The following is a 26,064-nucleotide window of genomic DNA, read 5'->3' as shown; positions in this document are numbered from 1 at the left end:
CTCGTCGTCGCTTCCCGGTGGTGCTCCACCTCTGATGGCGCCAGTCGCAGCTGCGTGCCGAAGTTTAGTGCACGTCAGACGGGCTTGGAGCCCTCCCGGTGCCGTCGCGCGAGGTCCTGGTAGATCCCGGCGTTGTGCTCCACCCACATCCGCGCCGAGTCGGTGAGCGGCACGAACTTCTTGGCCGGGCTGCCCATCGCGATGACCTCCGCGGGCACCTCCGTACCGGGGGTCACGGTCGAACCCGCGGCAACGAGCGCCCGCGGGCCGATCACGGACTTGTCCAGCACCGTCGAACCGTTGCCGATCAGCGCCTGCTCGCCGATCGTGCAGTCGTGGACCAGGCACTGGTGCCCGACGGTCACGTTCTTCCCGATCTCCGTCAGCGTGCCGCCGCAGTGGATCACCGAGTTGTCCTGCACGTTCGCACCCTCGCGGATCACGATCGGCCCGAAGTCGGCGCGGATCACGGCGCCGTACCAAACCGAAGCGTCCTTCTCGACGGTCACGTCGCCGATCAGGGTGGCGGTGGGTGCGATCCAGGCGTCCGGGTGGACCTGCGGGCTCGCGCCCTCGAAGGAGAACAGAGGCATGCCAGCACCCTAAGCGGCGTCAGCGATAACCGGCGAAGCAGAGCGCCTCGACGTCGCCGCGCAGGCTCTCGAACGGCCGCGGTCGCACCCGCTGCTGCACCACCGCGCCGAGCAGGTAGCTCAGCAGCGCGCGGGCGCGCGCCCGCGGGTCGTCGACGTCGAGCGGCGCCAGCAGCTCCGCGAACAGCTCGGTGATCGACGTCAGCATCGCGTCGATCGCCTGAGGGTGCTGCGCGCGCCCGGCCGCGATCCAGTACTCGAACCACAGGAACGCGCCATTGGGCCGCTCCGCGAACTCCGCCAGGTACGCCTTGGTCACCTCGAACAGGCGCTCGCGCGGGTTGTCGAACTTCTCCCCGACGGCGCGCAGGTCCGTGGCGAACGTGGTGATGTGGGCGGCCATCGCGCGGTCGATGAGCACGTCGATGTCGGCGAAGTAGTAGTGGATCGCGCTCTTCGTGAGCGGGCCCGCGTCGGCGATCGCGCGTACTGTGCACCCGGCAAGCCCGTCTCTGGCGAGCACGACTCGTGCGGCCTCGACGATCTGCTCCTGCTTCTGCAGCTGGTTGGGCGACAGCTGCGCGCTGCGGCCGGGTACGGCGGTCACGGTGATCCTCGTTACGTTATTCAGGACGACAGGCCCGAATCCTAGGGCAGACGTCCCATCACGCCCTCTCGGGTGAAAAAGCGGATTGGCCACCCCGGTCCGCACAGCGGACAATGCCCGGCATGGTGATCTCAGGGGACAAGGGGCTCAGCGAGGCGGCGCGCCGCCAGCTGGAGAAGGAAATAGCCGGCCTGCGCGCACAACGGGCGGCGCTCGCACCGCAGCCCGGCGAGCAGGAACGCACGGGGGACGCGGCCGACCAGGCCGACGTGATCGACCGGGCCGAGGCCGCCGCGCGGCTGGAGCGCCAGATCTCCGACGTCGCCGCCAAGCTCGAACACGGCGCCTACAACAGCAATCTGCTTCCCGACGGCACGCGCGTCTCGCTGCGCTTCGCCGACGGTGACGAGGAAGTACTCAACGTCGTCACCATCCCGGGCGAGGACCTCGACTCGCTGACTTCGGACAGCCCGCTGGGCCTCGCCCTGGTCGGCGCCAAGGCCGGCGACAAGATCACCTACCGCACCCCGCGCGGCGAAGCCTCCGCCACGGTGATCGAGCTGACCCCGCCGGAGGACTGACCACTTCGGACTCCACGGATCGGGCTGCCGGGCATCACGCCTCGGCGGCCCGATCCGTCTTTTCGCGCAACCCTCAGCGACGTTGGTCGAGCGTCTCCGGTTTGTAGGCGTAGATCAGGCCCTGGTCGGCGATGACGTGCCAGTCGGTGTCGCAGACGCGGTCGGTGCGGTGCTCCTGGCCGGCGGGCCACCAGTCGGCCGACAGCGTCGCGCGGGTCGCCGCCGCGGGACCCTTGACGCACGTCGCGGGCAGGCCCGAGGCGCCCGGGGTGTAGCGCAGGATCCGTTCGGACCCGGTGGTGCGGATGACCTCCGTGACGGCCGTCGCGTCGTCGGGGATCCAGGACGGCAGGCGCGCGTCGGTGTCGGCCTTGCCGATGGCGCCGGTGTCGTACGAGACGTTTTTGACGTGCTCCGGCCCGTCCGGCGCACACGCGGTGACGGTCGCCAGTGCCGCCGCGATCGCCGCGAACCAGGTCGCGGTTTTCCCGATTTCGTTCATGCCACCGAGTCAATCCAGGCCCCGGAGGACCGGCATCGGCTTTCCGGCCCGAAGCCACACGCCGGATGGCCGAGTCAGCGCGCGCGGCGCGTGATCCACGTCGCGATCTGCGAACGCGAGCGGAAGCCCAGCTTGTCGAGGATGTGGACCACGTGCGACTCGGCCGTGCGGCGGCTGATGACCAGTCGTTCGGCGATGTCCTTGTTGGACAGCCCGTCGGCGACCAGCCGCGCCACCTCGTACTCGCGGCGGCTCAGCTCGGCGGGGCGTTCGTCGGGGATCCCGCTGCCCAGCGCGAACGCGATCGCCGAGTCGAGATCGGACACGGCGGCCGCACCGCGCTCGTAGGCCGGCCGGAACCGCGCGCCCAACGCCGAAGCGATGCCGGCCACGCAATCCGCGTGCACGTCGATCAGCCGGCCGAACCCGTACATCGGCCGCCCGCCGACCAGCGGCCAAACCGCGGAAGCCGTGCCCAGCAGCTCGGCCGCGCGGTCCGGCTGCCCCAGCGCCGCGCTCGTCCACGCGAGGAACTCGAGGGCTTTCGCGGCGCCCAGCACGTCGCCGAACGGCCGGGCCGAGCTCAGTGCCGCCGTCAGGTCCTCGGCGGCGGCCGCGAACGAACCAAGCCGCCAGTGGGCCAGGCCCCGGACGCCCAGGAGGCCGCTGCGGGAGAACTGCTCGCCGCACAGCGCGAGCCCTCGTGACGCGACGGCCAGCGCCTCGTCGCCGTCGTCGCGCCAGACGGCCGTGTGCGCGACGGCTATGAGGATCTGCAGCAGCACCTCGCCGTCGGCCGTCACCTCGGCTTCGCGGAACAGCTCGTCGGCGCGGTCGACGTCCCCACCGAGGAACGCGCACCCGCCAAGCACCAGGCGCGCGTGGGCCAGCTCGTCGGCGTCGTCGTGCTCCAGCGCCCACGCCTCGGCCTCCCGCCCCAGGGCGACCGCCTGTTCGCGGCCGCCCCGAAAGGCCAGCGACGACGCCACGATCCACAACGCCCGCGCCCGGTCCTTGCCCGGCTCGGGGTTCAGCGCCAGCGCGCGCTCCAGCCAGTGCGCGCCCTCGGCGACGTGGCCGCAGAACAGCCACAGGAACTCCAGCGCCACCCCCAGCCGCAGGCCGACGGCCGGGTCCCCGGCCAGGCTGTGCTCCAGTGCGGCGCGCAGGTTCGGCAGGTCCGCCCGCACCCGCGCGGCCACGAGCGCCTGTTCCGGGCCGTGGCCCCAGTCGCGCGCGGCCTGCTCGGCGAGGCGCAGGTAGTGGTCGCGATGCCGGTCACGCAGCTCGGCGCACAGGCCGAGCTCCCGCAGCTTCGCCTGCGCGTACTGCCGGATGGGCTCGAGCAGGCGGAAGCGCGTGGTGCCGGCCGGCCGCTCGGCCTGCACCACCGAGCTGCCGACGAGCCCGGCCAGCAGGTCGAGCACGTCGTCGCGCTCGATCCCGTCGCCGGCGCACACACGCTCCACGGCTGTGACGTCGAAGGCGCCCGCGAACACCCCGAGCCGCGCCCACAGCAGCCGCTGGCCTGAGCTGCACAGCTCATGGCTCCACTCGACGGTGCCTGCGAGCGTCCGGTGGCGCGCGGGCACGACAGGGCTGCCGCGCCGGAGCAGAGCGAAGAAGTCGTCGAGCCGGGCCAGGAGCTCGTCGACGCTCAGCACCCGCAGCCACCCCGCGGCCAGCTCGACGGCGAGCGGTATCCCCTCCAGCCGGTGGCAGATCTGCACCACCTGCGGCCAGTTTCCACTGTGGACGGTGAAGCCGGCGCACACCGCGGCCGCGCGATCGACGAAAAGCTTCACGACGTCGAGCCCCCGCGCGCCCGCGAGGTCACGCACCGGCGGCACGGCCAGCGGCGGCACCGGGAGCACGTGTTCCCCGTCGAGTCCGAGCACGTGTCGGCTGGTCGTGAGCACGCGCAGGTCAGGGACCGCCACGAGCAACTCGTGCACCAGCGCGGCGAGCGCCTGGCCGAGGTGCTCGCAGTTGTCGAGCACGAGCAGCAACTGCTTGTCACGCAGGAAGTCAACGAGCCGCGCGGAGGGATCACCGCCGGTGTCGCCGAGGCGGAACGCCGCGCCGATCGTCTGCGCGAGCAGCGCCGGATCTCGCAACGCGGCCAGCTCGACGAGCCACACCCCGTCGGCGAAGGAACCGCGCACCTCGGTGGCGGCCCGCAGCGCGAGCCGCGTCTTGCCGACACCGCCGGTGCCGGTGAGCGTGACGAGCCGGGCCGCGGCGAGCACCTTCCGCGTCGCCCGCAGCTCTTCGCGGCGGCCGACGAAACTCGTCACCTCCACCGGCAGTGCGCCCACCTCGGTCACTTCCCTCGTCCGGGGACCGGCCGAGGGCAAGGCTAACCCGCGCGCCGCCCCTCCGGTCCTCGCCGGAGGGGCGGCAGGTGTGCGGTTCAGGACAGCAGGTGCTTGAGGTCCGCGGCCGCGTGCCGGAACTCGGCGCGGGTGCTCGGCACGTCGTGAATCGGGTTCAGCAGGGCCATGTCGTGGATCTGGCCCACGTACTGCACCGAGATCACGTCGACGCCGGCCTCGTCGAGCTTGTGCGCGTACGCGACGCCTTCGTCGCGAAGTACGTCGTTCGACGAGGTGTGGACGATCGCCGGCGGCAGGCCACGCAGCTGGTCCACAGTGGCCCGCAGCGGCGAGGCGTACGGGTTGTCGCGCGTGGCCTCGTCCGGCGCGTAGACGTCCCAGCCGAACTTCATGAACGCGCGCGGCAGGAAGCGGCCGTCGGCGAACTCGGCGTAGGACGCGGTGTCGACGCGCGCGTCGGTGGCCGGGTACATCAGCAGCTGGGCCTTGATGGGCGGCCCGTCGTGGTCGCGCGTGTACATCGTGAGCGCCGCGCTCAGGTTGCCGCCGACGCTGTTGCCCGCCACCGCGAGCCGCGACGCGTCCAGCCGCTGCGAAGCGCCTTCACGCGCAACCCACTTGAGCGCGGCGAAGCACTCTTCGAGTTGCGTCGGGAACACGGCGTCCGGGATCGGCGTGTACTCCACGAAGACCACGGCGTACCCCGTCGCGAGCACGAGGTCGCGCGTGAGGCGGCGGTGGTTGTCGAAGTCGCCCGCGATCCACACGCCGCCGTGCAGGAACAGCACCACGGGCAACGTCTCCTGCGACCGCGCGGGGCGCTGCACGTAGATCTTCGTGCGCACGCCGTCGACCTCGATGTCGCGTTCCTCGGTGTCGACCCCGCTCAGGTCGACGTCGACCGTCGCCTGCAGGCCGCTGAGCGTGGCCCGCACCTGCTCGCCCGGCAGCAGCCAGAACGGGTCGGGATTCTTGTTGAGCTCCGCGAGGAACTCGCGGACGCGTCGCTCGATGCGCGGGTCATTGCCGGCGTCGGGCACGTCGGTGGTCATGGTTCTCTCCTGACGTCTTGTCTGGCGGGGGCTCCGGAGCCAGGACGTCACGAGTCTCACCGCCGCGGCGGGCGGCGGGCATCCGGCAAAACACGGACTTCGACCCGGCTCACTCGACACCGGTGAAGGGTGGGGTCCGCGGCTACCGGCTGGTCGCCATCCGAAGGCCGGGGAAGAGATCACCCGCGGTCTCGTGCACGATGTCCAGCGCCTGTCCACCGCTGAGCTCGGCGTCGGGTGGGATGTCGGGCAACGCTTGTCCCAGCTGCTTGGTCAGCGCCAGGTAACCCTGGAACAGTGCTTTGGCCAGGGGCGACAGCGGAGCGCCGACCGGCACGAGGCTCTCGCGAAACTCGGGGACGGGCCGGGGCAGGACGTTGGGCCAGTCCTCGGGCGCGCGTGGCTCGTCGCGGCTGAGGACCGTCGCCAGGCCCGGCGCGGTCACGTCCCGTGCGGTCAGAGGGGCGCCGAGGTTCCACCGCTGCCGCAGCGTCTGGATCACCGATGTGTGGTGGTGGACGTCGGTGACGACGGTCCGCTCCGGGATCCAGGCCGAGATCGCGATCGCGGACACTCGGACGCCAAGCCGGTCGAAGACGAAGCCCAGCTGCCCCGGCGGGCGGGCCGGCTCGGGTGGGGTCGCGGCCGGCGGGGGCACGTGGTCGTAGGTCCCGCCGTGCTCGTCGAACGTGACCATCAGCAAGGTGTTGAAGCAGTTCGAGCCGTCCGGGGAGGACGCCGTGCGGACCGCGTTGTAGATCTTCGCCAGCAGCGCCTCGCCGCCGAGAAGCGAGGAGGGCGCATCGAACGCGGCGCCTGGGACGAGCGCCGAGATCGGGGGGTGCATGTCGTTGTGCCCGTGCCACAGGTTGGGCTCGATGAACGAGTACGTCGGCAGCCTCCCCTCCTCCGCGTCTTCCAGGAACCGGTCGGTGGTGTCGAAGTGGGAGGCGAACCGGGTACGCAGACGCGGCGCGTGGATGAGGCCCGTGAACGGGATCCGGCTCGGCGGATCGACGTAGACCCGCCACGACAGCCCGGCGGACTCCAGCCGCTCGAACACCGTCGTGGCCGCGTTGTGCAGCGGGAAATTCGCGTATGGGGCGTTGACGACCAGGCCGGAGGAGGTCGCGGCGTGCATGAAGGACCGGTTGGCGAAGGTCTGGGTCGGTACCTCGGCGAACCAGTGGTCGAAGGTGGCGAACCCGCGGGCCAGCGCCGACACGACCGGCATCTGCTGCGGCGTGTAACCGGTCATGATCTGCGCGTACTCGTCGTAGCTGGGCTCGCGGCCCGTCTCGGCCCAAAACGCGCTGATGTAGTCCGCGACGAAGCCGTCCATGGTGGGTGCCCGCCCGTCTTCGGGCGCGTTGTAGGGCGCGACCATGTGCTCGGCGAGGGCAGCGCGGTTGCCGGCCGGATCGATCAGCCCGAACAGCTGGGTGTTGACGTGCTGATACTCCTCGCCGGGATCCGGATTCGGGGTGTCCATGGTCTGGGCCACCCCGTAGGGCACCACGCCCCCGCCGTGCTCGGCCCACCCTGGAACCGGGTTGGACAGCTCTTTGCCACGCACCCCGTCAAAAGCCGCGACCTCGCCCGGCTCGTGCAGACACCCGAGAAGATTGTCGAACGAGCGGTTCTCGAACATGACCACGACGACGTGGTCAAGAGCATCCGGCCGACCTGGTCCAGGCATACCCCACCGTACGGCGACATTCGCGAAACACTGCCCCTCGTAGAAAACCCAGGCAAGGGCACTACTGGACCACGATCTTCATCAGCTCGAGGCCGGCGGCCACCCGATGGCTGAACAGAACGCAACCAGGGACCCTCCGAAGTTCGGAAAGACCCTGGTCAAGTGCTGGAGCCGCCTAGGGGAATCGAACCCCTGACCTATTCATTACGAGCGGAATTCGTCACTTTTTGACCTTGGTCGCGAGGCTCTGACCTGCAGATCTACCGTCCCCGAACGTCCGTGCACGTCCGGGGTTAGTCACCCCGATTGTCACCCACTTAGTCACCCACCCCCAGACCAAAAGAGGCTGGAACATCGCTAGGCGGAGCGCGCCTCCACTTACCGATGTTTCAGCCTCTTTTGCTACTCAGTGACCAGAGAGACATAGTAGTAGAGTGGAAAAAGAGTCATCACCGTAGGTGTCACCCGCCTGTCACAACTAAACCCGCAGGTCAGTAGGGGTCGAGTGACAGAGTGACAGGTGTGACAGTTTCGACACGCCGTGGTGTCACTCGACCAGGCTTCCGCCGTGCGGGCCGAGTCGTCGCCGACAATCTCCCTGAAACTGGGCCTGAGAGCGCCTGTACCGACCGCGCCGGTCCAACCACACCGGCGTGCTCGCGTTCGCTTGTGTCCGACGCTCTCAAGCGGCCGAATTCGGCGCTTTCCGTGACCTGAGACTGCCCCGCACGCGGCGAACCCCACACTCGCTACTCGCTTCACTCCGCCCCTGACTTCCACCACGCGCCACCGATAGCGTGCTTTGCGGCAGGCTCTACATGCACCGCCTTCGAGGGCGCGAGCCGCGAAAGGTCACCTGTCGGGACACATCCCACTACCCGAACTGCCTCGATCCGCTGAAGGGCGATGCGCCGCCCTCACAGTCGGTCCATCGCGTGACTCATAGGATGCCTCGGCGAGTGCGGCACGCGAAAACGACTACCAGATCCGACGGGCTCGCGCCGCCAATGAGAGGAGCGGTTCACTGTCCACCTGCAGAACACTCTCCTCGATACCGCGGTCGAGCCAGCGAACGACGAAGGTCAGCGGCCCCTCGGACGGCAATGGCCGTAGGTGGACCTGCTGACGCAAAGATCGCCTTTCCGCCTGAGTGACTCCAGCGTCCAAAGTCGGCCCGCTGATAAGTCGGCGATCATGCTCAAGTCTGTCGACGTTGGTAGCAGCCGCGCCGTCGGCAAACGCTACACCGAACAGCAGGCCGGTTTCGCCCACCTCTTGTGGGTGGGCCGGGTGGTGTACAACTTGTGGCAATGCCTCGGCGTCGACCGGATCCTCCCGAAGTACCACTGCTACCGTCAGAGTGATTCCGTCAGGCCATCCCGCCACGCTCTCGATCGCAACACAAGCTTGTTCGCTGCGGACCACACGATTTTCAAGGGGCAGGATCGCCGGCAGAAAGTCCCCAGCAGGCGGACTCCAGCGGCGCAGCGTCCGAGTGCCGACCACTTCGAAGAAGCTCGCTGCCATGGCAAACCTTCCGGAAGACGTGCTATCCCGACCAGTGCCGGGCGACGGACCAGCAACTACCCGCCGCCCGGCATCAACGCTACTACTTCTAGTCGAACGGCGGAACGTACACGTCGTTCGTCCTCAAGGTGCAATAAGCCTCAACATCGCCGATGACCGTGCACTGATCCCACGGTTTATCGGTCCAGTACCAACCATCCGGCAATAGCATGGTGATGACATTCGTCGCATAATAGGTGCCGGAGCAAACCTGAGGAGCAATACAGTAACCGATGCTCGTCGAAGTGCAGTTGTTACCATTCGGACAGACGTCTGGGTCTGCATCCGAAATGATGCGACCGTCGTCATAGAGTGTCGAATCGGCACTTAGTTCAGCCATGAACTGCCCGTCGGCAGTCGTAGTGCAGCTCACGTTCCCGTAATACGGGGTACGAGTATCTGTGATCGCCCCCATAACGTACGTTGCAGTGGTAGTAAACTGAATAATTCCCTCGCAGCCACCCCCGGGCGGGTCGGTCTCCAGGGAATTCGCACTTGCGCCAGCCTTCTTGATTCCCGCCTTGAAATGCGCTGTAGTAACCGCCTTCTTCTCGACCGTCACCTGCGAAGAATCACTGCTCGCATTCGCAACGCCGACCGACGACAGCAACAGCAGTAAAGTCGCAAGCGCGACCCTCATCGCCGAAGATGGCAAACTTCTTCGAGTTTTACTCATTTCTTTCCCCTCTTTTGCAAGTCGACTGACCGTCGACAATCTTCAAGGCAAGCACAAGATTCCCCCACCCAGAAACCGCCATTTGAGTGGCTTGATCACCGAATCCCCGGCCAGCATCTACGCGCTAAATACACCACTTTTCGCCGCAAAGTCGCGTTCAATTAACGGAATTCGTAAAATTCATAGGCTGCGGTGAAAGATTCGACCAACTTCGCCTTGTGGATGTGGATGTGGATGAGGGAGCCCGTGTTGGCGAGCTCAACACGCCACTCTCAGCCATGCTCGACCGCGTTGGACGGCTGGTCACCTCTGAGGAACGCCGCGATCTGCTGCCCAGCCACCTCGTAGCACAGCCGGTTTGTTCCAGGAACGGTCCGCGCAGAGTGAGGGCTAATCACAGCGCCCCGCTGCGCCCACAGTGGATGATCGCGCGGCAGGGGTCCCGGGTCGGTCACATCGAGCGCCGCACGCAAGCGCCCCGACGCGAGCCCGGCAAGCAACGCGTCCGTGTCGACGATCTGGCCACGACCAGCGTTGACCAGGAGGGCGTTATCGTCCATCAGTTTCAGGAACCGCCGGTTCCTGCGCGGCACCTGTACACGGTCGAAGAGGCCAAGCGCCTGCTTTCCCTGAGCCGTTCGGTGATCTACGAGCAATTGCGCGCCGGTCGCCTCGGGTCCGTGAAGCAGGGCAGGGCACGGCTCATTCCAGCGAAAGCCATTCAGCAGTACGTGGATCTTCTCATCAGCGAAGCGGAGGTGACCGGCTATGGCCACGCGGCGTAGTCGTGGGGACGGCGGACTCTACTGGGACGAGTCGCGCCAGCGCTGGACGGCAGAGGTCACCGTTGGGTTCCGGCCCAACGGTAAGCGCATCGTGCGGAAAGCGCGCGGAAAGACGAAGACGGAAGCCAAAGCCAAGCTCAAGGAACTGCTCGACGACATCGAGAAGGGTGCCGTAAACGCATCGGCCGGGTACACGGTCGAGCAAGCGCTTGACGACTGGTTGAAGCGCTACGCGCAGGGCCAGCGAGACCCGAACACGGTCAAGGCAGTCCGCTCGCTGGTCAACAACCACATCGTGCCGTCGCTGGGCGCGCGTCCGCTGGTGAAGCTCGAAGTCGACGACGTAGAAGACTGGCTCGCGGAAAAGGCGGAAGTGCTGGTGACGTCGACCGTGCGGAACCTCCGGTCGATCCTCCGGCGAGCGATCAACCGCGCGCAGGTTGGGAAGCGCGTGAAGCACAACGTGGTGTTGCTGTGCGATGAGTTACCGGCGGGAAAGGGGGCCGGGCGTCCGTCGAAGGCGCTCACGCTCAGCAGGCGGAAGCGGTGCTCACGGCGGCGGAGGAGTCTCCGATGCGGGCCTACATCGTGGTGTCGCTGCTAACCGGCGCGCGGACCGAGGAAATGCGCCCGCTCACGTGGGATCACGTGGACCTGGTCGGCAAGCCGGACGCGACGCCGGCGATCCCGCCGAACATCAAGGTGTGGCGGTCGGTCCGCGCCAAGGGCGAGACGAAGACCCGGAAGTCCCGGCGCACGCTCGCGCTGCCTGAGCGGGCCGTGAGGGCACTGGAGGACCACCGGGTGGCCCAGAAGGCGGTGAAGGTAGTCGCGGGCGCCGACTGGCGCGAACAGGGGCTCGTGTTCGCGACGAACGTCGGCACCGAGCGAGACGTCAACAACGTCCGGCGTGACTTCCGTCGCGTGGTCAAGGCGGCCGGGCTCAACCCGATGCAGTGGACGCCGCGCGAGCTGCGCCACAGCTTCGTCTCGATCCTCTCGGACGGCGGTATGCCGATCGAGGAGATCTCGCGGTTGGTCGGGCACAGCAGCACGGCCGTGACGGAGCTGGTCTACCGGAAGCAGATCCGCCCGGTGGTCGAGTCGGGCGCGATCGCGATGGATCAGCTTTTCCCCGTGACGGGTGAACCTGCGGAGCTTTCTCCACCCACGGACCAGGCGTCTTAGTCACCCACTTAGTCACCCACCAGACGAGTCAGGCCCCATCCGAGGTGTCTCGGATGGGGCCTGACCTGCGGAGCCGCCTAGGGGAATCGAACCCCTGACCTATTCATTACGAGTGAATCGCTCTGGCCGACTGAGCTAAGGCGGCATGCCGGGTGGCTGGCGCCGTCCGACGGGAACAAGTGTAGCGGAGGTCGTTGGCGTCACCTTGCGGGGGCCGCGTCGTTAGGGTCCTATGACCTCGGTCTCACTGCCCGATCGGCCTACCTGGAGGACTCGGCACATGCGGCGAAGACTGCCCCGCACGGTGGCCCTGCCCGCGGCAGCGGCGTTGCTGCTGCTCCTCGCCGCGCCGGCGAGCGCCCAGGAGATCCCGACGACGCCGATCCCGCAGCCGGCGAACCCGTCGCAGCCCCCGGCGTCCGCGCCGATCGGGCCGCAGCCGCTCGGCCACGCGGTGGGCGACGCGGGCACGGCGCTGGGCGTGCTGCGCCTGCTGCCGAACTCCGTGCCGACGTCGACGATTCTGCCCGGCTTCGGGCAGACACTGCCGAAGCAGTCGACGCTGGAAGCCGGGATGGGCCTGTCGAGCGCGTCGGCGAACTCCGAGGCGTACCTGGCGTACGAGAAGTCGATCGCGCAGGCCTCGCCGTTCGGGGTTTCCGTGGGGGGCCAGGCACCGCAGACGCCGGGCTCCGTGGTGCAGACCGCGCTGCCGGACAACCCGCAGCCGCTGTCCGGCGGGCTCAACGCGCCGTCGAACCCGCTGCTGAACATCGGCGTGCTGAACGGCACCGCGCACGCCCGCTGGAGTGACTCGCTGGGCCCGTGCGTGGACACGATCGCCGACGCGAGCACGTCGGTTTCGAGCCTTTCGCTGCTGAACGCGATCCCGTCGCTGCCGCAGATTCCGTTGCTGGGCCAGGGTGGACTGAACCTGCCGCAGGGCACGCAGCTCGCGCAGGGCTTCGACCCGGCCAAGGGCCTGCAGAGCCTCGGCGGCCTGCTGTCCGGTGGCGGCCAGACCGCGGCCAACGGCACCGGCTCGCTGCTGAGCCTGCCGAACACGCTGTCGTCGCGTTCGCAGGTGAAGCTCGTGGACATCCCGGGGTCGAAGAACAAGGCGGTGCAGTCGATCTCGACGCTGCAGGCCGCCGACATCGACATCCTCAAGGGCACGCCGCTGGAGCTGTCGATCAAGGTCGCCAGCCAGCCGACGCTCACGGTCACCTCGACCGGCGACGAGAAGACCTCGAAGGTCGACTACACCGCGCCCGTGCTGACCATCGAGGCCGGCGGCAAGACGCTGTACACGCTCGACGCGGCGCACCCGACCAAGGACATCCCGATCGGCCTCCCGCTTGCGGGCCTGAGCGACAAGTTCGGGCAGCTCAACTCGATCCCCGTGGTCGGCGGCCTCGTGTCCACGCTGACGAAGGGCATCCAGCAGGTCGGCGACACCGCGGGCACCGTCCTCGACCTCGGCGTCCTCCGGTTGTCGATCGCCGGTCTGGACCAGAAGGGCTCCGTCGCGACGACGCCGTACAAGGGCTACCAGCTCGGCGCCTCGGCGCGGCTGTTCGACCTCCAGGTGCTCCCGACGAAAAACCTGAAGACACTGCTCCCCGCCGGCGCCGGCGACAACCTCCCGTCGTCCCTGGCGCAGCTGTCCTTGGGCGAACAGGTCGCCCGCGCCTACGCCCCCACCGGCGGCGTCGTCTGCGGCACGGCCACCACACCCCCGCCCGCGGCCGGCGGCCCGGCACCCAAAGGGCCGGTGAAGAACCTCGCGTACACGGGCACGGCGTACGACACCGTGCCGCTCTTCTGGGCAGGTACGGCGATGCTGCTGCTCGGCGTCGTGATGGTCGCGGCGTTCCCCAACCGCCGCCGGATCGCCGCGCCGGTGAAGCTCCACTCCGACGACACTCCGCGCAAACCGTCACCACATCCGCGCGACTGATCCCCGGGGGTTCGTGAGAACGGCCCGGTCACCTTCCTGGTGGTCGGGCCGTTGTCGTTTGCTGCGGTCGTTGTCGTTTGCCGCACAGACAGCCCTGGCGCAGCGTCGTCACCATCACCGCGGCGAGGAATGGCCACTGCGGCCAAGTCTCAGCGCGGCCGCTGCAGGCGGCGGCCTCGCGCCGTCGTCGTTTGCTGCGGTCGTTGTCAATTGCTGCGCAGTCAGCTCAGCCCTGGCGCAGCGTCGTCACCATGGCTTCCACGGCGATGCGCGGTTTGACGTTCAGCTCGATCGCCTCGCGGCATTCGAGGACGGCTTCCAGGCGGCGCAGCGTGGATTCCGGCGTCCAGGCCGCGGCGGCGGCGCGGATGTCGTCGGCGTGGTCGGGGTGGTTGAGGGTCGCGCCGGAGTGGGTGGTGGTGACGAGGACGTCGCGGTAGAAGCCGGCGAGGTCGACGAGCGCGAGGTCGAGCGTGTCGCGCTGGGTGCGGGTCGCGCGGGACTTCTGGCGTTTTTCGAGCTGCTTCACGGCGGCCTCGGCGGCGCGCTTGGCTCCGGCGACGCCCTTGCCGATGCCGTCGCCGCCCATGGCGGTGCGCAGCTCCGAGCGTTCGTTCTCGTCGCGGGCCTTGCTCTCCTCGCCGGCGTCGGCCTCCGCGGCGCTGATCAGCTGGTCGGCGCTGGTGAAGACGTCGGCGGGGCGGCGCAGGCCCGTCGGGATCCGCAGCACGGTGGCCCGGCGCTGGCGCGCGGAGTCGTCCGTGGCGAGCCGGCGCGCGCGGCCGACGTGGCCGCCGCAGACCGACGCGGCCCACTGCGCGAGCTCAGGGTCGACGCCGTCGCGGGCGACCAGCACCTGCGCGATGGCCTCGGGCGGCGGCGTCCGCAGCGTCACCAGACGGCAGCGCGAGCGGATGGTCACCGACACGTCGTCCGGGTGGTCCGACGGCGCGCACAGCAGGAACACCGTGCGCTCCGGCGGCTCCTCGACGGCCTTGAGCAGCGCGTTCGACGCGCCCTCCGTGAGCCGGTCGGCGTCCTCGATGATCACGACCTGCCACTCGCCCGTGGTCGGGCGCCGTGCGGCGGCCTGCACCAGCGCGCGCATCTCCGCGACCGAGATCGACAGGCCTTCGGGCACCACGAGCCGGACGTCGGCGTGAGTGCCCGCCATCGTCGTGCGGCAGCCGGGGCACGCGCCGCAGCCCGTGCCGGTGCTGCACTGCAGCGCGGCCGCGAACGTGCGCGCCGCGACCGAACGGCCGGACCCCGGCGGGCCCGTGATCAGCCAGGCGTGCGTCATCGCGCCCGGCGGGACAGGCTCCCCCGCCACGATCTTCGCGGCCGCCGACGAAGCCGACGACAACGTTTCGACCGCCGGCTCCTGGCCCACGAGCTCGGCCCAGACGCCGATCGGCCCGGTCACTTGGCGTCCACTTCGGACACTTCCTGCACGGGCGCGAGCTCGGCTTCCGCGACGGCGACTTCGACGACGTCGGCCGTCGCCACGGCGTGCGTGCTGTGGTCCAGCTCCGGACGCTCGGCCGGCTCAGAAGGCGCCAGCCCGGACAGGCGGCCGACGAACACCGCGAGCACAGCCGTGCGGACGCGTGCGGCGACCTCGTCGTCGGTGCCTTCGGCGTCGACGACCACGTAGCGGTCGGGGTCGGCCGCGGCCATCTCGGCGAGCAGGTGCTGCATGCGCCACTGGTCGTTGACCGACGCCGGCGGGTTCTCGTCGTGCTGGTCCGGTTCGGCGTCGAGCAGCACCGTGAGGTCGGGGCGCAGCTTGCCCGTGGCCCAGTCGGCCAGACCTTCGAGCTCGTCGGCGTCGAGGCCCGCAACCGCGCATAGATGCGCCAGCGGCGAGTCGACGAAGCGCTCCATCACCACCACGGAGCCGGCGTCGAGCGCCGGCTGGATCTCGCGTTCCACCAGCTCGGCGCGCACGGCCGCGGCGACGAGCGCCTGGGCCCGCGCGCCCGTGAGCGACGCGTCGGAGATCAGCGAACGGAATCGCCGCTCGTCGAGCGCGGGGTCGGCCGCCAGCACCACGGGCCGGGTGCCGGTGCCGAGCCAGCGCGAGAGCCGCGCGGCCTGGCTGGCGGTGTTGATGGCCGTGGTGCCTTCGAGTGCGATGAGGAAACCGTTGACGCGCCGGGGCGCGCGGCGCAGGGCATTGCGCAGGTCGGTGAGGATCTTCTCGCTGCGGCGATCGTCCATCTGCCGGTAGGCGATCACGCCGAGCAGCACTGCGAGCAGGCCACCGCCGATCATCACCGGGCGCGTGCCGTCGATGGTGACGGGGCTGCCCCACACGTTGATCTGGTGCGGGCGGACGAGACCGATCAACGCGGGCGTGACGATGGTCGAGCCGAACAGCACGATCTTGAGCATCGACTGGTAGATCGCGTTCACGCGGCCGCGGATCGCATCTTCCACGCGCGAGCCGATGATCGTGACGCCGGTGAGGAACGCGATGCCGGCGCAGAAGCCGGTGAGCGCCACGGCGATCACCGAGATCGCGAGGTGTGGCGACAGCGCGATGATCACCAGCGAGAGGCCGGCCACCACGATCGAGATGCCGAACAGCCGGTCGTGCGGCAGCCGCCGGGCGAGCTTGGGCGCGAGGGCCATGCCGGTGGCGAGGCCGAGGAACACGGCGAGGACCAGCAGGTTGAACGCGGCGTCACCGGCAAGCAGCGACGACGAGTACGGCTTGGCCGAGGCGACCACGGCCCCGCCCGCGGCGAACGCTCCGAACGCGCCGATCAGCAGCCCTCGCACCAAGGGCGTGCTCTTGATGAAGCGCAGGCCGTCGCGCACCATTTCGCCGAGGCCGAACTTCTCCTCGTCGGCGTTCTTGACCTTCTGGTCGGGCAGCTTGTGTACGTCGCGCAGCGACAGCTCGGGAATCCGCGTGGCGATGAGGATGCCGCTGGTCAAGTACAGCAGGCCGTTGATGACCACCACGATCTTCGCGATGTATAGGTCGGCCGTGGCGCCTTGGAAGAGGTGGAACGTGGTGTTCGCGCCGAGGATGAGCGCGTTGGCGCCGGCGGCGGTGATCACGGCGAGGCCGTAGGTCATCACGAGGCCGAGCTGGTTGGCCGTCTCGACCTGGTCCGGGCGGCGCAGCAGGTTGGGTACCGCCGCGTCCTTCGACGGGATCCACATGATCGAGCAGCAGCCGACGAGGAAGTTCGCGACGAACAGCCACCAGGGCGCGCCGACGATCGCGATCGACAGCAGGAAACCGCAGCGCAGGAAGTCGCAGACGATCATCACTTTGCGGCGGTCGAAGCGGTCGGCCAGCAGGCCACCGATGGGCGCGAACAGCAGGCCGGGCAGCAGGTTCGTGAGCACCACGCCGACGAACGCGAAGTTCTGCGCGGTGTAGTTGGTGAGCAGCTTCGTGCTCAGGGCTGTGAGAGCGAGCAGGTTCAGCCAGTCGGCGACACTGCACAGGTACGTGACGCCCCACAGCCGACGGAACGGTCTGATGGCCAGCACCCGCCGGACGCGGTGGATCGTGGATGTCTCGGCACTCGCCGAACCACCCGATCCGGCGCCGGGTACCGACCGCACGCCTTCGCTGATACGCCCACCCCACTCGTCACGGCGGCGTCGGGTAAACCCTGTTTAGGATCCCCCGACCGTGTCGCCAGGGTAGCCCGATCGCCGATCCGGACACGGCACCGGCCCGGGTGTGGCGGTGGTGGAGCGACGTCAGCTGAACAGGCCCGTCACACTGCTGACCAGGCTCGACACCATGTACAGCGCGATCACGACGAACACGATGAGCAGCACGACCGCGAGGATCACACCCGCCGCGCTCGTCGACGGCCGGCCCAGGTTCGGCATGCCGATGTTCGGCAGACTGCGCTTTTTCGCCTGCCGTTCGGCCAGTTCGGCCTCGATGTCATCGTCGGCGACCTCAGCTTTCGCCTTCGGTCGCGGCCTCGGCACCCGCTTGAGCAGCTGCGGCGCGCGCGTGGGCCACGTCCGCTGCCGCGGCAGCAACCCGAGCGGCACACCGTCGGGCTTCTCTTCGGCCGGCTGGATCGGCTGCGGCGTGCGCGCGGCCTCCTCCCGCAGCGCGGCCTCGACCATCCGCTTCACGGCCTCGGGGTCGTGCTGCACGGGCCGCGCGGTCGGCAACGGCCGCGCCTCGTCCGCCGCGGGCGCCGCCTCGGCCGCCGTGACCAGCCCGGCGAGCGGATCGGCGAACCGCTCCCCGCCGACGCTGCCGTCCAACGTCCCATCGCGCTCCGGCTGCGGTGCACTGCGGGCGTTGGTGCCTTGGGGGGCATTGAAGAAAGGAGCCCCACCGCTCGTGCTCATGGTGACCACCTCACTACGGAATGTCCTCGCCTTCCAGTGTCGGCGACACTACCGGCTCCCGCATCCGCCCAATGGCCGCAGAAACGCTCGCGCCCACGCCGCCGACCTGACGGGTCCCGCAGCAGTTTGCAGGCCACGGCCACCCCGGTCGACCGCCGAAAGCGACGTCCGGGGGTGATACCGGTCACGAGATCGGGCACTCTTCGTAATCGATCGTGGCCGGCGCCCTGGGGCTCGGCGGGCCATTTCAGGCGCGACGGCGGTCTGCGGCGCGAGTTCGGCCGACGATGGGGCCGTGCTCACCGGTCCAGCGAAGCATCTCGGCGCAACGGCAATCGGCGCCTCCGGCTCAGCCGACCATGGGACCAGGCCCACCCGCCCGCCGAAGCATCTCGACACAACGGCAATCGACGCCTCCGGCTCAGCCGACGACGGGACCAGGCCCACCCGCCCGCCGAAGCACTTCGGCGCAACGGCAATCGGCGCCTCCGGCTCAGCCGGCGACAGCGCCGGGCTCACCCGCTCGGCGAACTCGCCTCCGCGAGGCTCTGCGGCGCCGGTTCAGCTGGATGCCTTGCCCGTCCGCGCGCTGGCGCGGTCAACTCCGCCGGGCCAACTCCGCCGGGCCAGCACCGCCGGGCCAGCACCGGCGAGCCGACCGCGAAGCACAAGCCAAGCGCTGCGGCGGAGCGCGCTTGGCTCCAGCGGCTCAGCCGCGACGCGCCTTTCGAAGCCGGCGTCCTTCACCTCCGTTCGCGGTGGCCGGATGCCCAGGTCGGGCGTCGTGTCGGTCAGGCATGGTTGCGGACCGCTTCGACGATCCACGCCTCTGCCGTGCTGCGGGTGGCGGGTTGCCAGGTCATGAGCCAGCCGCCGTCGGGGCGGGGGGCGGCGCAGAACTGGTAGCGGCCCTGGTCGTTGTCGACGAGGCCGAAGGCGCCGTGCGGGTACTCGGCGAGGACGGCGTCGCGGACGGCCAGGTCGACGAGGACCGTGCCGAGGCGCGGGCGGGCGACCGCGGCGCGGATGACGTCGAGCGAGCCCCACGCGGCGCGCGGGACGAGGCCGCTGCGGTCGGTTTCGATGCGGACGGCCGGCCCCGGTCCGGGCGGACGGTCCGGCAGCCCGTCGAACACCCAGCCCGGCAGGGCGCTGAGCAGGCCGGAACGCAGCCGCGCCCGACGGCCCAGCTTGCTCATCACCGTGGTGTAGTCCTCGTCGCCGAAGAAGCGGACCTCCCACGGCTCCGGGCGTGCCGGGAAGACGCCGGTGACCACGCCGCGGATGAAGCCGCCCCGCAGAACGCGGTAGAGCCCGACGGCCTCCGGCGTCACCTCACCCTCGGGCACCAGGCCCAGCTCCGACATGCCCGCCACAAAACGCGTGTACTGCTCGATCTCCTCGATCAACGCCGGCACCAGCGCGGGCCCGAACGACTGCCGCACCTGGTCGGCCAGGCTCAGCTCCTCCGACTCCGAAGACCCCGAAGACCCCGACGAGCCCGAAGACCCCTCAGCGCCGCCGGCCCCGGAAGCTCCCGAGTCACCCCACGACCCCGACTCGCCCGAACGACCCGAGCCGTCGCGAGAACCCCCGCTGTGCCCAGGTCCCGAGGTGCCCCGCGAGTCCCAGGCGCCAGACTGCCCCGAACCCTCCGAACCCCGACCATCCGAACTACCGGACGAACCCGAGCCGTCCCGAGATTCCGAGCCGCCAAAGAAGCCCGAGCCGCCAGAGGACCCCGCGCCTCCAGCGGCACTCGAGCCTCCTCGATCGCCCGATCCACCGGAGCCCGAACCCCTCGAGGCCTCCTCACCTCCCCCAGAACCCGAACTGCGCGAAGGACCCGAGCCACCGAAGGGACCACCGGACCCCGAAGAACCCGAGCCCCAAGACCCCGAGCCCCGAGAACCCGAACCATCACGAGACCCCGAGCCACGAGGGCCACGGCCCCCAGGAGGCCCGGAACCACCTGAACCAGAACCACCCACCCCCTCCAGCACCGGCGGCACCGTGAACTGCGGGTCGTAGAACTCCATCACCGATGGCCGCTCCGGTACCTCGGCCCGGAGCGGCGCGATGACTTCGTCGATGACGTCGAAGACTGCGGTCGCTGAACTCACCCTTGCATTGAACACCCTGGTACCGACAATTTTTCGAACTTTTGTTCGACTCGCCGCCACGTTGCGCCGAACGGTCGGTCAGCGGGCCGGAACCGGGACCGTCCGCATGGTCGGAGCCAGGAAGTACACCGACACCACCAGCGCCCCGACCACGCCCAAAGTCCAGTGCAGCCCGATGCCGCCGGCCAGGGCGCCGACGAGGACCGGGCCGACGAGGAAGCCGAAGTAGCCGCACGCCGCCACGGCCGCGATCGCGCGGCCCGGAGCGTCAGGCTGCTTGCGGCCGGCCGCGCTCCACGCCAGCGGCACCATGCCCGACACCCCGAGCCCCACCACGGCGAAGCCGGCCACCGCGAACCCCGGCACCGGCACCGCCACCACCAGCAAGAACCCGACCACGGTCACCAAGGTCGCCACCCGCATGAACGGCACCACGCCGACCCGCGCCACCAGCCGATCGGCCACCACACGAACCGCGATCATCGTGATCGAGAACGCGAAGTACCCCAGCGACGCCAACGCAGCCGACGCGACCGTGACCTCCCGCAGGTAAACCGCGCTCCAGTCGTTCACCGTCCCCTCGGCCACGAACCCGCAGAACGCGATCACCCCGAGCGGGATCAGCGCCTTGCCCGGCAGCGCGAACGCCGCTTCGCCCTGGCCGCGGTCGGCGCCCGGCAGGAAGCGCGTCGACGCCGCCAGCGCGACCACCAGCAGCACCACGCCCGTCACGGTGAAGTGCACCCCGATCGGCACGCGCTCCAACAGCGCCCCGGCCCCGGAACCCAGCAGCCCGCCGATGTTCCAGAACGCGTGGAAGCCGGCGAAGATCGGCCGCCCGTACGCCTCCTCGACGCGCGCGGCGTGGGCGTTCATCGACACGTCGAGCAGGCTGTTGCCCATCCCGAGCACCACGAGCGCCCCCACGAAAGCGACCAGGTTCGACGCGAGCGCGGCCAATGGCAGGCCCGCGCACAGCACCGTGGCGCCGACCACGACCCCCCGGCGGCTGCCGATCTTCGTGAGCAACGGCCCGGCCGCCACCAGCGCCACCACGGACCCCGCCGCGAGGCCGAACAGGCCGATCGCCAGCTGCCCCGCGCTCAGTCCCGCGTGGGCCTGGGCCGCCGGGATCCGCGCGGCCCACGTGGCGAACGCCGCCCCGCACACCGCGAACACCACCGAAACGGCCGCCCTCGCACGCCGCGTCTCCTGCATCGAAAACGTCCCCCAGACGCGAAGAAGGGGCCACCCGAACGTCTCGGGTGGCCCCGACGGAAACTCCGCCTGCTACTTGGCCTTCGCGGTGCTCGCCTTCTTCGCGGGCGCCTTCTTGGCCGTCGTCGACTTCGCCGCAGCGGCCGACTTCGTGGCCGAAGCCGACTTGGCCGCGGTGGACTTCGCCGGCGCCTTGCGCGTCGTCGTGGTGCGGCGCTTCGGGGCCGGGCCCTTCGCCCGCTTCTCCGCCAGCAGCTCCGCGCCGCGCTCGGCCGTCAGCTCCTCGATGCTGTCGGACTTCCGCAGCGTCGCGTTGTATTCGCCGTCGGTGACATACGGGCCGAAGCGCCCGTCCTTGACCACCATCGGCTTGCCCGACACGGGGTCGTCACCGAGCTCCTTGAGCGGCGGCTTCGCCGTGGCCGACCGGCCGCGCTGCTTCGGCTCCGAGTAGATCTTCAGCGCTTCTTCCAGCGTGATCGAGAACAGCTGGTCCTCGGTCTGGATCGAGCGCGAGTCCGTGCCCTTCTTCAGGTAGGGCCCGTAGCGCCCGTTCTGCGCGGTGATCTCGTCACCCGACTCCGGGTCCTTGCCCACCACGCGCGGCAGCGACAGCAGCTTCAGCGCGTCCTCGAGCGTCATCGTCTCGATGGTCATCGACTTGAACAACGAGCCCGTACGCGGCTTCGGCGCCTTCGCCTTCGCGGCCTTCTTCTGCGCGGCCGTCGCGCCCTCGGGCAGCGGCTCGCCCTCGGGCAGCACCTCGGTGACGTACGGGCCGAAGCGGCCTTCCTTCGCCACGATCTCGTGCCCGCTCACCGGGTCGACGCCCAGCTGACGGCCTTCCTGCGGCGTCGCGAAGAGCTTCTCCGCGATCTCCGACGTCAGCTCGTCCGGCGGCAAGTCCTCGGGCAGGTTCGCGCGCTGCGACTGGCCGTCGACCTCACGCTCGAGGTACGGCCCGTAGCGGCCCACGCGCACGACGACCTTGTGCCCGTCGGCGTCGTTGAACAGCGGGATCGAGTTGATCTCGCGCGCGTCGATGCCCTCGACACTGCCGTCGACCAGCTTCTTCAGGCCACCGAGCCGTCCGACCGAGCCTTCCACGCCGAAGTCGCCACCGAAGTAGAACTTCTGGAGCCACTCCACGCGCTGCTCATCGCCGTTGGCGATGCGGTCGAGCTCGTCTTCGAGACCGGCGGTGAAGTTGTAGTCCACCAGGCGCTCGAAGTGCCGCTCCATCAGGCCGATCACGGCGAACGCGACCCACGAGGGCACCAGGGCGGAGCCCTTCTTCCACACGTAGCCGCGGTCCTGGATGGTCTTGATGATCGACGCGTACGTCGACGGGCGGCCGATGCCCAGCTCTTCCAGCTTGCTCACGAGGCTCGGCTCGGAGTAGCGCGCGGGCGGTGAGGTGGTGTGGCCGTCGGCCGACAGGTCGGACGCGGTCAGCCCCTGGTCCTTCACCAGCACCGGCAGGCGGCTCTGCTTGTCGTCCGCCTCGCCGCCGGCCTCGGTGTCGACGGCCTCGACGTAGGCCTTCAGGAAGCCGGCGAAGGTGATCGTGCGGCCCGAAGCGGCGAAGGTGCACTCCTCGCCCGAGGTCGCGGTGCCGACGATGCGCACCGACATCGTGGTGCCCTTCGCGTCGGCCATCTGCGACGCGATCGTGCGCTGCCAGATCATCTCGTACATGCGGAACTCGTCGGAGTCCAGCTCGCCCGCGACCTGGCCCGGCGTGCGGAACACCTCACCCGACGGGCGGATCGCCTCGTGGGCTTCCTGCGCGTTCTTCACCTTGCGCGTGTACTGCCGCGGCGAAGGCGACACGTATTCCTTGCCGTACAACTGCGTCGCCTGGCTGCGGGCGGCCGAGATCGCCGACTCCGACAGCGTGGTCGAGTCGGTACGCATGTAGGTGATGTAGCCGTTTTCGTACAGCTTCTGCGCGATCCGCATCGTGCGCTCGGACGTGAAGCGCAGCTTGCGGCCCGCTTCCTGCTGCAGCGTCGAGGTCATGAAGGGCGCGTACGGCTTCCGCGTGTACGGCTTCTCCTCGACGCTGGACACGGTGAAGTCGCGATCGGCCAGCGCCTGCGTCAGGGCCTGCGCCTCGGCCTCGCCGAGCACGCGGATCTCCTTGGCCGTGCCCTTGAGCCGGCCGTCGGAGTCGAAGTCGCGGCCCGTGGCCAGGCGGGCGCCGTCGACGCCGACCAGGCGCGCCGGGAACGTCTGCGGCGAAACTGTGTCGTCAGAAGAAGCGCCCGCGGCTGTGTTCACCTGCATCGTCGCGGAGATGTCCCAGTACGAAGCCGAGGTGAAACGCATGCGCTCCCGCTCACGCTCGACCACGATCCGCGTCGCCACGGACTGCACGCGGCCCGCCGAGAGCTTCGGCATGACCTTCTTCCACAGCACCGGCGAAACCTCGTAGCCGTAGAGGCGGTCGAGGATGCGGCGGGTCTCCTGCGCGTCGACGAGGTCGACGTCGAGCTCGCGGGTCGCGTCGGCGGCCGCGCGGATCGCCTGCTCGGTGACCTCGTGGAACACCATGCGGCGCACGGGCACCTTGGGCTTGAGCGTCTCGAGCAGGTGCCACGCGATGGCCTCGCCCTCGCGGTCGGGGTCCGTGGCGAGGTAAAGCTCGTCGACGTCCTTCAGCAGGCCCTTGAGCTCGGTGACCTTCGACTTCTTGTCCGGCGTGACGATGTAGAGCGGCTTGAAGTCGTTGTCGATGTCCACGCCGAGGCGCGCCCACGACTCGCCCTTGTACTGGGCCGGCACGTCGGCCGCGCCGCGCGGAAGGTCGCGGATGTGCCCGACGGAGGACTCGACGACGTAGTTGCCGCCGAGGTACGGGGCGATCTTGCGGGCCTTCGTAGGCGACTCGACGATCACCAGCCGCCGAGTCCCGGCGCCGTTCGTCCCGGTGCCGTCCTTCTTGGTCCGTGCTCCTGCCACGCTGCCCTGCTCTCCACTCATCCCCGCGCCATCGCCCTCGATGGCGGCGGCACTCCTTTACCCCTCGACGAGGGGTGCTGCGCCCGCGTCTTCGACCTGCCAGTGTGCACGCCCGCACCGGCCGCGCAGCGGCTAGGTGGCCTGACACGCCGCCGGGCCCCTGCCCGTCGGATCGCCTTTGACCTCGGCGATGTTTCCTCTCCACACCTAGCACGTGATTCCGGACACGTGCCGTGCAGGGTATCTCGTGATCACGCCGATACCCTCCGTTCGACGGTGGTGGTCCCGACGTCGGCACCGCTTCACTTACTACCTCGTCGAGCCGAAAGGAACCACCATGACCCGACGCCTGCTCGGTGGCGTGCTCGCGGCGGTGGCCGCGTTCGCCCTGGTCACCGCCCCTGAGGCGAGCGCCGCGACCACCACGTTCTCCGGCACGGTGGCGCTGTCCAACTGCTCCGGCTCGGTCGTCAAACCGGCCGGCACGCCGGACACGGCACCCGCACTCGTACTTTCCAACGGTCACTGCCTGGAGTCGGGTTTTCCCGCTCCCGGCGAGGTCATCATCGGTCAGCGATCCACTCGGACCTTCAGCCTTCTGTCGTCGGACGGCAAAAGTTCACTCGGGACGCTGAAGGCCAAGAAGGTCGTGTACGCGACCATGACCGACACCGACGTGTCGCTCTACCAACTCGACACCACCTACGCCCAGATCAAGCAGAAGTACCGGGTCTCGCCGCTCGAGCTCGTCTCGGCGCACCCGACCGCGGGCACGCACATCGACGTGGTCTCGGGCTACTGGAAGACCATCTCCTCCTGCTCGATCGACGGGTTCGTGAACGAGCTGCACGAGAACGGCTGGGTGTGGAAGGACTCGATCCGCTACACGCCCGAGTGCAAGACCGTCGGCGGCACGTCCGGCTCCCCGATCGTCGAGACCGCGACCGGCAAGGTCATCGGCGTGAACAACACGTCGAACGACGACGGCCAGCGCTGCACGCTCGACAACCCGTGCGAGGTCGACGGGTCCGGGAACGTGACCGTGCATCCCGGTACCAAGTACGGCGAGGAGACGTTCGGTATTCCCGCGTGTCTGACGACGGCGAGCGAAATCGACCTCAACCGGGCTGGTTGCACACTGCCGAAGCCCTAACCGACTGCTTCCAGGACGTCACCCAGCAAATACTGAAGGGGACTCCCGCCGCCTCCGCCGCGGCGTGAGTCCCCTTCAGTGCGTTCGGGCCGCGTTTCCTCGCGGAGCTCGGGCAGCTCGGGCCACGCGTCCTCCGCGCCCGCGGGCGCCTCGCCGATGAGCTCCAGCAGCCCGTCGAGCTTGCGCCGCCCGGTCAACCGCGCGGCGGGCTCCTCGGCCTTCGGCCCCAGCAACCGCGCGTGGACGCCCAGTGGCGCCAGCGCGGCCAGCAGATCGTCGTGCAGGTGCGGCGCCAGCGGATCCATGCCGAGCAGGTAGCCCGACGGCCCCTGCCGCCCCGCCGCCAGGGCCCACATGCGCAGCATCGCGCCGCTCAACCGGAAGCCTTCGGGCAGCGCTTTGCCCGAATCGTCTTCGGACGGACCCGAGCACCCCTGGCGCAGCCACTGCACGGACAGCGGAAGGAGGTCGACCCGGAACGACGTGCGCACCTGCGGCCGCCCGCACTCCCTCACCGCCACCTGCGCGTCGGCCCCACGCCGACGGCACTCACGCGCCAGCACCCGGGCGCGCCACTGCTCGTCGACGTTCACGGACAGCCGCGCTGCCGTGCGCCCGAAGCCGGTGATCTGTCCTTGGCAGCACAGCAGGCCGGCCAGGTCCGCAAGCCCCGGGCCGCTCGCCTCCGCCGAGAACAGCGAGATCGTCCGATCCACG

General features: G+C 69.5%; 22 protein-coding genes, 1 tRNA gene and 1 pseudogene. 6 read left to right on the top strand and 18 right to left on the bottom strand.

Annotation, left to right across the window (positions count from 1 at the left end; translation table 11 throughout):
• Window positions 1-74: 74 nt before the first annotated feature.
• Entirely contained in the window at window positions 75-593 is a 519-nt protein-coding gene (locus AB0383_RS12045; protein WP_364170562.1) for a gamma carbonic anhydrase family protein, read from the bottom strand.
• A 19-nt stretch (window positions 594-612) separates the two neighbouring features.
• Window positions 613-1,200, bottom strand: coding sequence for a TetR family transcriptional regulator (locus tag AB0383_RS12040; RefSeq protein WP_366186860.1), 588 nt, complete (start codon window positions 1,198-1,200; stop codon window positions 613-615).
• A gap of 122 nt (window positions 1,201-1,322) precedes the next feature.
• Between AB0383_RS12040 and AB0383_RS12035 the strand changes: the two genes are divergently transcribed.
• Window positions 1,323-1,781 (top strand): GreA/GreB family elongation factor, encoded by a 459-nt coding sequence (locus AB0383_RS12035; protein WP_364170556.1) that lies wholly within the window; start codon window positions 1,323-1,325, stop codon window positions 1,779-1,781.
• A gap of 73 nt (window positions 1,782-1,854) precedes the next feature.
• Here AB0383_RS12035 and AB0383_RS12030 read toward each other — a convergent pair whose 3' ends face one another.
• The 7 genes from AB0383_RS12030 to AB0383_RS12000 form a co-directional block, all read right to left on the bottom strand.
• Window positions 1,855-2,283, bottom strand: coding sequence for a hypothetical protein (locus tag AB0383_RS12030; RefSeq protein ID WP_366186858.1), 429 nt, complete (start codon window positions 2,281-2,283; stop codon window positions 1,855-1,857).
• Window positions 2,284-2,357: 74 nt separating this feature from the next.
• On the bottom strand, window positions 2,358-4,610 hold the full coding sequence (locus AB0383_RS12025) for a LuxR C-terminal-related transcriptional regulator (protein WP_366186856.1): 2,253 nt from the start codon (window positions 4,608-4,610) through the stop codon (window positions 2,358-2,360).
• Window positions 4,611-4,696: 86 nt separating this feature from the next.
• Window positions 4,697-5,671 carry an alpha/beta hydrolase gene (locus AB0383_RS12020; protein ID WP_366186854.1) on the bottom strand — a complete coding sequence of 325 codons (975 nt, stop codon included), beginning with the start codon at window positions 5,669-5,671 and terminating at the stop codon, window positions 4,697-4,699.
• A 142-nt stretch (window positions 5,672-5,813) separates the two neighbouring features.
• On the bottom strand, window positions 5,814-7,370 hold the full coding sequence (locus AB0383_RS12015) for an alkaline phosphatase family protein (protein WP_366186852.1): 1,557 nt from the start codon (window positions 7,368-7,370) through the stop codon (window positions 5,814-5,816).
• A gap of 978 nt (window positions 7,371-8,348) precedes the next feature.
• Entirely contained in the window at window positions 8,349-8,897 is a 549-nt protein-coding gene (locus tag AB0383_RS12010) for a hypothetical protein (protein ID WP_366186850.1), read from the bottom strand.
• Window positions 8,898-8,985: 88 nt separating this feature from the next.
• Window positions 8,986-9,612, bottom strand: coding sequence for a hypothetical protein (locus AB0383_RS12005; RefSeq protein WP_366186848.1), 627 nt, complete (start codon window positions 9,610-9,612; stop codon window positions 8,986-8,988).
• 272 nt (window positions 9,613-9,884) lie between these two features.
• On the bottom strand, window positions 9,885-10,172 hold the full coding sequence (locus tag AB0383_RS12000) for an NAD(P)-dependent oxidoreductase (protein ID WP_366186846.1): 288 nt from the start codon (window positions 10,170-10,172) through the stop codon (window positions 9,885-9,887).
• Here AB0383_RS12000 and AB0383_RS11995 point away from each other — a divergent pair.
• Genes AB0383_RS11995 through AB0383_RS11985 form a run of 3 tightly spaced genes read left to right on the top strand, consistent with a single transcriptional unit; the run spans window position 10,068 to window position 11,585 of the window.
• Complete coding sequence (locus AB0383_RS11995; RefSeq protein WP_366186938.1) at window positions 10,068-10,397, top strand: helix-turn-helix domain-containing protein; 330 nt, start codon at window positions 10,068-10,070, stop codon at window positions 10,395-10,397. The genes AB0383_RS12000 and AB0383_RS11995 overlap by 105 nt on opposite strands.
• Window positions 10,381-11,001, top strand: coding sequence for an Arm DNA-binding domain-containing protein (locus AB0383_RS11990; RefSeq protein WP_366186844.1), 621 nt, complete (start codon window positions 10,381-10,383; stop codon window positions 10,999-11,001). The genes AB0383_RS11995 and AB0383_RS11990 overlap by 17 nt, the downstream gene beginning before the upstream one ends.
• The gene (locus AB0383_RS11985; protein ID WP_366186842.1) at window positions 10,971-11,585 is read left to right on the top strand and encodes a site-specific integrase; all 615 of its coding nucleotides are present in this window, start codon (window positions 10,971-10,973) and stop codon (window positions 11,583-11,585) included. Before AB0383_RS11990 ends, AB0383_RS11985 begins: the two co-directional genes overlap by 31 nt.
• Before the next feature lie 71 nt (window positions 11,586-11,656).
• Here AB0383_RS11985 and AB0383_RS11980 read toward each other — a convergent pair.
• Window positions 11,657-11,730: transfer RNA gene (locus tag AB0383_RS11980), tRNA-Thr, on the bottom strand.
• Between the two features lie 135 nt (window positions 11,731-11,865).
• Between AB0383_RS11980 and AB0383_RS11975 the strand changes: the two genes are divergently transcribed.
• Window positions 11,866-13,545: a hypothetical protein gene (locus AB0383_RS11975; RefSeq protein WP_366186840.1), complete on the top strand. Its 1,680-nt coding sequence runs from the start codon at window positions 11,866-11,868 to the stop codon at window positions 13,543-13,545.
• Between the two features lie 226 nt (window positions 13,546-13,771).
• Here the strand turns inward: AB0383_RS11975 and AB0383_RS11970 are convergent, their stop codons facing one another.
• From AB0383_RS11970 to topA, 7 genes and pseudogenes are all read right to left on the bottom strand, one after another.
• Window positions 13,772-14,971, bottom strand: a complete 1,200-nt coding sequence (locus tag AB0383_RS11970) for a DNA polymerase III subunit delta' (RefSeq protein WP_364170539.1) — start codon at window positions 14,969-14,971, stop codon at window positions 13,772-13,774.
• Window positions 14,968-17,133: a dTMP kinase gene (locus tag AB0383_RS11965; protein ID WP_364170536.1), complete on the bottom strand. Its 2,166-nt coding sequence runs from the start codon at window positions 17,131-17,133 to the stop codon at window positions 14,968-14,970. The genes AB0383_RS11970 and AB0383_RS11965 overlap by 4 nt, the downstream gene beginning before the upstream one ends.
• Before the next feature lie 141 nt (window positions 17,134-17,274).
• Window positions 17,275-17,889 (bottom strand): hypothetical protein, encoded by a 615-nt coding sequence (locus AB0383_RS11960; protein ID WP_366186837.1) that lies wholly within the window; start codon window positions 17,887-17,889, stop codon window positions 17,275-17,277.
• A 791-nt stretch (window positions 17,890-18,680) separates the two neighbouring features.
• Complete coding sequence (locus tag AB0383_RS11955; RefSeq protein ID WP_364170745.1) at window positions 18,681-19,334, bottom strand: ESX secretion-associated protein EspG; 654 nt, start codon at window positions 19,332-19,334, stop codon at window positions 18,681-18,683.
• Window positions 19,335-19,886: 552 nt separating this feature from the next.
• Window positions 19,887-20,012, bottom strand: a pseudogene (locus AB0383_RS11950) (ESX secretion-associated protein EspG); the annotation flags it as partial.
• Between the two features lie 78 nt (window positions 20,013-20,090).
• Window positions 20,091-21,230: an MFS transporter gene (locus tag AB0383_RS11945; RefSeq protein WP_366186835.1), complete on the bottom strand. Its 1,140-nt coding sequence runs from the start codon at window positions 21,228-21,230 to the stop codon at window positions 20,091-20,093.
• A 72-nt stretch (window positions 21,231-21,302) separates the two neighbouring features.
• Complete coding sequence (gene topA, locus AB0383_RS11940; RefSeq protein ID WP_364170528.1) at window positions 21,303-24,215, bottom strand: type I DNA topoisomerase; 2,913 nt, start codon at window positions 24,213-24,215, stop codon at window positions 21,303-21,305.
• Window positions 24,216-24,531: 316 nt separating this feature from the next.
• Here topA and AB0383_RS11935 point away from each other — a divergent pair, with 316 nt between their 5' ends.
• Window positions 24,532-25,347: a serine protease gene (locus AB0383_RS11935; protein WP_364170525.1), complete on the top strand. Its 816-nt coding sequence runs from the start codon at window positions 24,532-24,534 to the stop codon at window positions 25,345-25,347.
• Here AB0383_RS11935 and AB0383_RS11930 read toward each other — a convergent pair.
• Window positions 25,344-26,063, bottom strand: a complete 720-nt coding sequence (locus AB0383_RS11930) for a hypothetical protein (protein WP_364170522.1) — start codon at window positions 26,061-26,063, stop codon at window positions 25,344-25,346. The two genes, AB0383_RS11935 and AB0383_RS11930, sit on opposite strands and share 4 nt — an antisense overlap.
• Window position 26,064 lies beyond the last annotated feature (1 nt).

This window comes from Amycolatopsis sp. NPDC051373, from assembly GCF_040689465.1.
In the GTDB taxonomy this organism is placed as follows: Bacteria; Actinomycetota; Actinomycetes; order Mycobacteriales; family Pseudonocardiaceae; genus Amycolatopsis.
The sequence above is the reverse complement of the archived record's forward strand: the minus strand, read 5'-3'. Positions and strand labels throughout refer to the sequence as shown.

What these genes read in the sequence shown, in the direction of transcription:
- AB0383_RS12045 (WP_364170562.1), bottom strand. Translation starts at nt 593, where the DNA reads ATGCCTCTGTTCTCCTTCGAGGGCGCGAGCCCGCAGGTCCACCCGGAC.
- AB0383_RS12035 (WP_364170556.1), top strand. Translation starts at nt 1,323, where the DNA reads ATGGTGATCTCAGGGGACAAGGGGCTCAGCGAGGCGGCGCGCCGCCAG.
- AB0383_RS12030 (WP_366186858.1), bottom strand. Translation starts at nt 2,283, where the DNA reads ATGAACGAAATCGGGAAAACCGCGACCTGGTTCGCGGCGATCGCGGCG.
- AB0383_RS12020 (WP_366186854.1), bottom strand. Translation starts at nt 5,671, where the DNA reads ATGACCACCGACGTGCCCGACGCCGGCAATGACCCGCGCATCGAGCGA.
- AB0383_RS12015 (WP_366186852.1), bottom strand. Translation starts at nt 7,370, where the DNA reads ATGCCTGGACCAGGTCGGCCGGATGCTCTTGACCACGTCGTCGTGGTC.
- AB0383_RS12010 (WP_366186850.1), bottom strand. Translation starts at nt 8,897, where the DNA reads ATGGCAGCGAGCTTCTTCGAAGTGGTCGGCACTCGGACGCTGCGCCGC.
- AB0383_RS12005 (WP_366186848.1), bottom strand. Translation starts at nt 9,612, where the DNA reads ATGAGTAAAACTCGAAGAAGTTTGCCATCTTCGGCGATGAGGGTCGCG.
- AB0383_RS12000 (WP_366186846.1), bottom strand. Translation starts at nt 10,172, where the DNA reads ATGGACGATAACGCCCTCCTGGTCAACGCTGGTCGTGGCCAGATCGTC.
- AB0383_RS11990 (WP_366186844.1), top strand. Translation starts at nt 10,381, where the DNA reads ATGGCCACGCGGCGTAGTCGTGGGGACGGCGGACTCTACTGGGACGAG.
- AB0383_RS11985 (WP_366186842.1), top strand. Translation starts at nt 10,971, where the DNA reads ATGCGGGCCTACATCGTGGTGTCGCTGCTAACCGGCGCGCGGACCGAG.
- AB0383_RS11975 (WP_366186840.1), top strand. Translation starts at nt 11,866, where the DNA reads ATGCGGCGAAGACTGCCCCGCACGGTGGCCCTGCCCGCGGCAGCGGCG.
- AB0383_RS11960 (WP_366186837.1), bottom strand. Translation starts at nt 17,889, where the DNA reads ATGAGCACGAGCGGTGGGGCTCCTTTCTTCAATGCCCCCCAAGGCACC.
- AB0383_RS11945 (WP_366186835.1), bottom strand. Translation starts at nt 21,230, where the DNA reads ATGCAGGAGACGCGGCGTGCGAGGGCGGCCGTTTCGGTGGTGTTCGCG.
- topA (WP_364170528.1), bottom strand. Translation starts at nt 24,215, where the DNA reads ATGAGTGGAGAGCAGGGCAGCGTGGCAGGAGCACGGACCAAGAAGGAC.
- AB0383_RS11935 (WP_364170525.1), top strand. Translation starts at nt 24,532, where the DNA reads ATGACCCGACGCCTGCTCGGTGGCGTGCTCGCGGCGGTGGCCGCGTTC.